Genomic DNA, 3,915 nt, shown 5'->3' on the forward strand with positions numbered 1-3,915 from the left:
GTGTATGAGAAAAACGGTTTTGCATGAAGTGTAAAGTTGCAGTTTTGACTTTAATGGTGTTATGCTGTGGTTCTGTTCAGAGCCATACAAATAAGGTATATACATCTCGTCCCTTGCGGATTTGGTTTGATTCTCCCTGTAGTCTGAAAGGAAAGGCCGTGTGGTATGGGGGGAATCCCATGGCATGGAAGGATGGAAAAAAGCCTGAAATGGCCGGCAATTCGTCGAAAAACGCCGATCAAGAGTGGGAGTCGGCTTCGCTTCCCATTGGTAATGGCAGTGTGGGGGCCAATATTTTTGGTTCGATTTCGGCTGAACGCATCACGTTAAACGAAAAGAGTTTGTGGCGCGGAGGCCCCGGAGTGAGTCATGATGCAAGCTATTATTGGAATGTAAATGATAATAATGTTTTTCCAGTAAATATAGATGATGGTCATGATGCAAGCTATTATTGGAATGTAAATAAGCGTAGTGTCTCGGTGTTGAAAGACATTCGGGCAGCCTTTTTGGCTGGCGACAAAGCCAAAGCCGATAGCCTTACACGCAAAAACTTCAATGGTTGGGCCTCTTATGAGCAAAGGGATGAGAAGCCTTTCCGCTTTGGCAATTTCACCACGATGGGCGAGTTATTCATCGAAACAGGACTAACGGAAGAGGGCATCAGCCACTATCGTCGCGAACTTTCTTTAGATTCGGCGCGCACCTTGGTGCAGTTCAACCAAAATGGGGTGTGCTATCAGCGCACAGCCTTTGTCTCTTATCCCGATAATGTCTTGGTGTTGCGGTTCAAAGCTAATGCCGAAGGCAGGCAAAACCTTAACTTTTCTTATGCTCCCAACCCTGTTTCTACAGGACAAATGCAGGCAGATGGCGCTAATGGTTTAGTCTATCGAGGTGCTTTAGACGATAATGGCATGCAATATGTCGTGCGTATTCAGGCCGTGACAAAAGGCGGAAGTGTGACAAACGAGCATGATACGCTGAAAATACGCCATGCCGATGAGGTGATGTTTCTTATCACGGCAGACACCGATTACCGCATTAACTTCAATCCAGATTTTACGAATCCTAAGACCTATGTTGGCGTTCAACCCGAGGTAACGACTCAAGCGTGGATGCAACAAGCTGAAAAGAAAGACTATAATCAGCTTTTCTCACGCCATTATCGCGACTATTCGGCACTCTTTCAGCGTGTGAAACTGCGCCTGAATCCGTCTAACCATGCCGCTGACGACAAGCCCACTGCACAACGTTTAGAGGCCTATCGCAACGGCACTACCGACAATGCGTTGGAAGAACTCTATTATCAATTTGGCCGATATCTGCTCATTGCCAGTTCGCGTCCAGGCACTTTGCCTGCCAATCTGCAAGGACTCTGGCACAACAATGTCGATGGACCATGGCATGTGGACTATCATAACAATATCAATTTGCAAATGAACTATTGGCCCGTTCATACCACTCATTTGGATGAATGTGCCCTGCCGCTGATTGATTTTGTACGCTCTTTGGTGAAGCCCGGTGCCGAAACAGCCAAAGCCTACTATGGGGCGAGAGGCTGGACAACGTCGGTTTCGAGCAACATCTTTGGCTTTACAGCTCCTCTTTCGAGTGAAGATATGTCGTGGAATCTATGCCCTATGGGTGGTCCTTGGCTTGCAACACACTTGTGGGAGTACTATGATTTCACACGCGATAAACAGCTGTTGCGCTCCACACTCTATGACCTCATTAAGCAAAGTGCCGACTTTGCCGTTGACTATCTGTGGCGAAAACCCGATGGAACCTATACCGCTGCACCCTCAACTTCCCCCGAACATGGGCCTATTGATGAGGGAGTGACCTTCGTTCACGCTGTGATTCGCGAGATATTACTTGATGCTATCGCCGCAAGTAAAGTGCTTGGGGTAGACGTTGAGGCTCGAAAGCAGTGGCAACAGGTGCTTAATCATCTTGCGCCTTACCGCATAGGACGCTATGGACAGCTGCAAGAGTGGTCGGAAGATATCGATGATCCAAACGACCATCACCGCCATGTCAACCACCTCTTTGGCTTGCATCCCGGCCACACGATTACGCCATCGGCAACTCCCGACTTGGCAAAGGCGTCACGAGTGGTGCTTGAACATCGTGGAGATGGAGCCACAGGATGGAGCATGGGATGGAAGATTAACCAGTGGGCACGCCTGCAAGACGGCAATCATGCTTATCTGTTAGTGCGCAATCTGTTGAAAAACGGAACCTTAAATAACCTTTGGGACACTCATCCTCCTTTCCAAATTGATGGCAACTTTGGCGGAACAGCCGGCATCACCGAAATGCTTTTGCAGAGTCATGCAGGCTTCATTCAGTTCTTACCTGCCTTGCCTGACAGCTGGAAACAAGGCGAAGTGAGCGGTCTCAGGGCACGCGGTGGCTTTGAAGTGAGCCTGAAGTGGAACGAGGGAACATTGCAATCGGCCACAATCAAGTCGTTGGCTGGTGAGCCATGTAAACTCAACTATCGTGGTAATTCCATTCATTTTGCCACGCAAAAAGGCAGAAATTACGAGGTGAAATGGGTCAAAGGACGGCTTGAAATGCGTCAAATCGTGAGCCGTTCTCATTAGAACAGATTCCCCATGGTGAATGTTGCGACCATGCACGCCGTAGGTTTTATGCCAGCGTTTCCATGAATGAATCCACCATGGTGAATGTTGCGACCATGCAACATCGTAGGTTTTATGGCAGCGTTTCCATGAATGAATCCGCCATGGTGAATGTTGCGACCATGCAACATCGTAGGTTTTATGCCAGCATTTCCATGAATGAATACGCCATTGCGAATATTATAATGTTGTAGCGCCGTAGGTTTTATGCCGGTATTCCAATGAATGTATTTGACATTATAAATGCGCTCATGGTGCAACGCCGTAGGTGTTGTTCTTTTGATAGCCCGGGGTTGGCGAGGAACGAGCCTACCCTGGGTAAGCATTCACAAGGAGATTCAACGCTGTAAGTGTTGAGCTTTTTTTGAGAAGGCATGGTTATGGCGAGGGGATTAATAGGATGTTATGCCAATATCCCCATGAATATATTTTGCAATATAAATACCCTCATGGTGCAACGCCGTAGGTGTTGTTCTTTTGATAGCCCAGGGTTGGCGAGGAACGAGCCTACCCCGGGTAGGCATTCGCAAGGGGATTCAACGCCATCGGTGTTGCGCTTTTTCTGAGAAGGCTTGGTTATAACGAGGGTATTCATGGCGGATTACGCTTAGAAAGCGCAACACCTATGGCGTTGTTCCCCACACAATATACCCTAACCCAGGGTAGCCTGCACTATCGTTTGGCAACCCTGGGCTATCGAAAGCGCAACACCTATGGCGTTGACATGGTTATTCCATAAAATGATTGATATTTACACACAAATTAATAAATGGCAGGTTGCGCCGAAAAGGTACAACACTTACAGCGTTGTTCCCCACGCTACATACACTACCCCAGGGTAGCCTGCACTATCGTTTGGCAACCCTGGGCTATCAAAAGTACAACGCTTACAGCGTTGAGAAATGCGTGTTGATTTATTATTTGTAGCATGATTCATTGGAATATTATTGACAACGTATTTTAATAGCTACATTAATATAACCCCATAAATTGTTTGTTAATCACCAACGCTGTTGGTGTTATGTCAATATTTCAATGAATACATCACCCATTGCGAATGTTACAACCATGCAACGCTGTGGGTGTTATGCCAATATTCCCATGAATATATTCACCATAATGAATGTCCTCACCACGCAACTCGGTACGAGTTGTTCTTTTGATAGCCCAGGGTTGGCGAGGAACGAGCCTACCCCGGGTAAACGTTCGCAAGGAGATTCAACGCCATAGGTGTTGAGTCTTTTTTTGAGAAGGCATGGTTATAGCG

Annotated in this window: 6 protein-coding genes; 5 read left to right on the forward strand and 1 reads right to left on the reverse strand. The window is 47.2% G+C overall.

The window, feature by feature from the left end; all coding sequences use genetic code 11:
• Nucleotides 1-23: 23 nt before the first annotated feature.
• The 4 genes from HMPREF9420_RS11560 to HMPREF9420_RS13700 all read left to right on the forward strand — a co-directional run bounded on the left by HMPREF9420_RS11560 (nt 24) and on the right by HMPREF9420_RS13700 (nt 3,214).
• Nucleotides 24-2,609 carry a glycoside hydrolase family 95 protein gene (locus HMPREF9420_RS11560; RefSeq protein WP_007135895.1) on the forward strand — a complete coding sequence of 862 codons (2,586 nt, stop codon included), beginning with the start codon at nt 24-26 and terminating at the stop codon, nt 2,607-2,609.
• 62 nt (nt 2,610-2,671) lie between these two features.
• Nucleotides 2,672-2,842, forward strand: coding sequence for a hypothetical protein (locus tag HMPREF9420_RS14015; protein ID WP_155813732.1), 171 nt, complete (start codon nt 2,672-2,674; stop codon nt 2,840-2,842).
• A gap of 27 nt (nt 2,843-2,869) precedes the next feature.
• On the forward strand, nt 2,870-2,998 hold the full coding sequence (locus tag HMPREF9420_RS14900; protein ID WP_081457476.1) for a hypothetical protein: 129 nt from the start codon (nt 2,870-2,872) through the stop codon (nt 2,996-2,998).
• Between the two features lie 30 nt (nt 2,999-3,028).
• Nucleotides 3,029-3,214, forward strand: a complete 186-nt coding sequence (locus tag HMPREF9420_RS13700; protein WP_169309688.1) for a hypothetical protein — start codon at nt 3,029-3,031, stop codon at nt 3,212-3,214.
• 233 nt (nt 3,215-3,447) lie between these two features.
• Here the strand turns inward: HMPREF9420_RS13700 and HMPREF9420_RS13705 are convergent, their stop codons facing one another.
• Nucleotides 3,448-3,585, reverse strand: coding sequence for a hypothetical protein (locus tag HMPREF9420_RS13705; RefSeq protein ID WP_007135898.1), 138 nt, complete (start codon nt 3,583-3,585; stop codon nt 3,448-3,450).
• 98 nt (nt 3,586-3,683) lie between these two features.
• Here HMPREF9420_RS13705 and HMPREF9420_RS13710 point away from each other — a divergent pair, with 98 nt between their 5' ends.
• Complete coding sequence (locus HMPREF9420_RS13710; protein ID WP_155813733.1) at nt 3,684-3,878, forward strand: hypothetical protein; 195 nt, start codon at nt 3,684-3,686, stop codon at nt 3,876-3,878.
• Nucleotides 3,879-3,915: the final 37 nt, after the last annotated feature.

Source organism: Segatella salivae DSM 15606, from assembly GCF_000185845.1.
In the GTDB taxonomy this organism is placed as follows: domain Bacteria; phylum Bacteroidota; class Bacteroidia; order Bacteroidales; family Bacteroidaceae; genus Prevotella; species Prevotella salivae.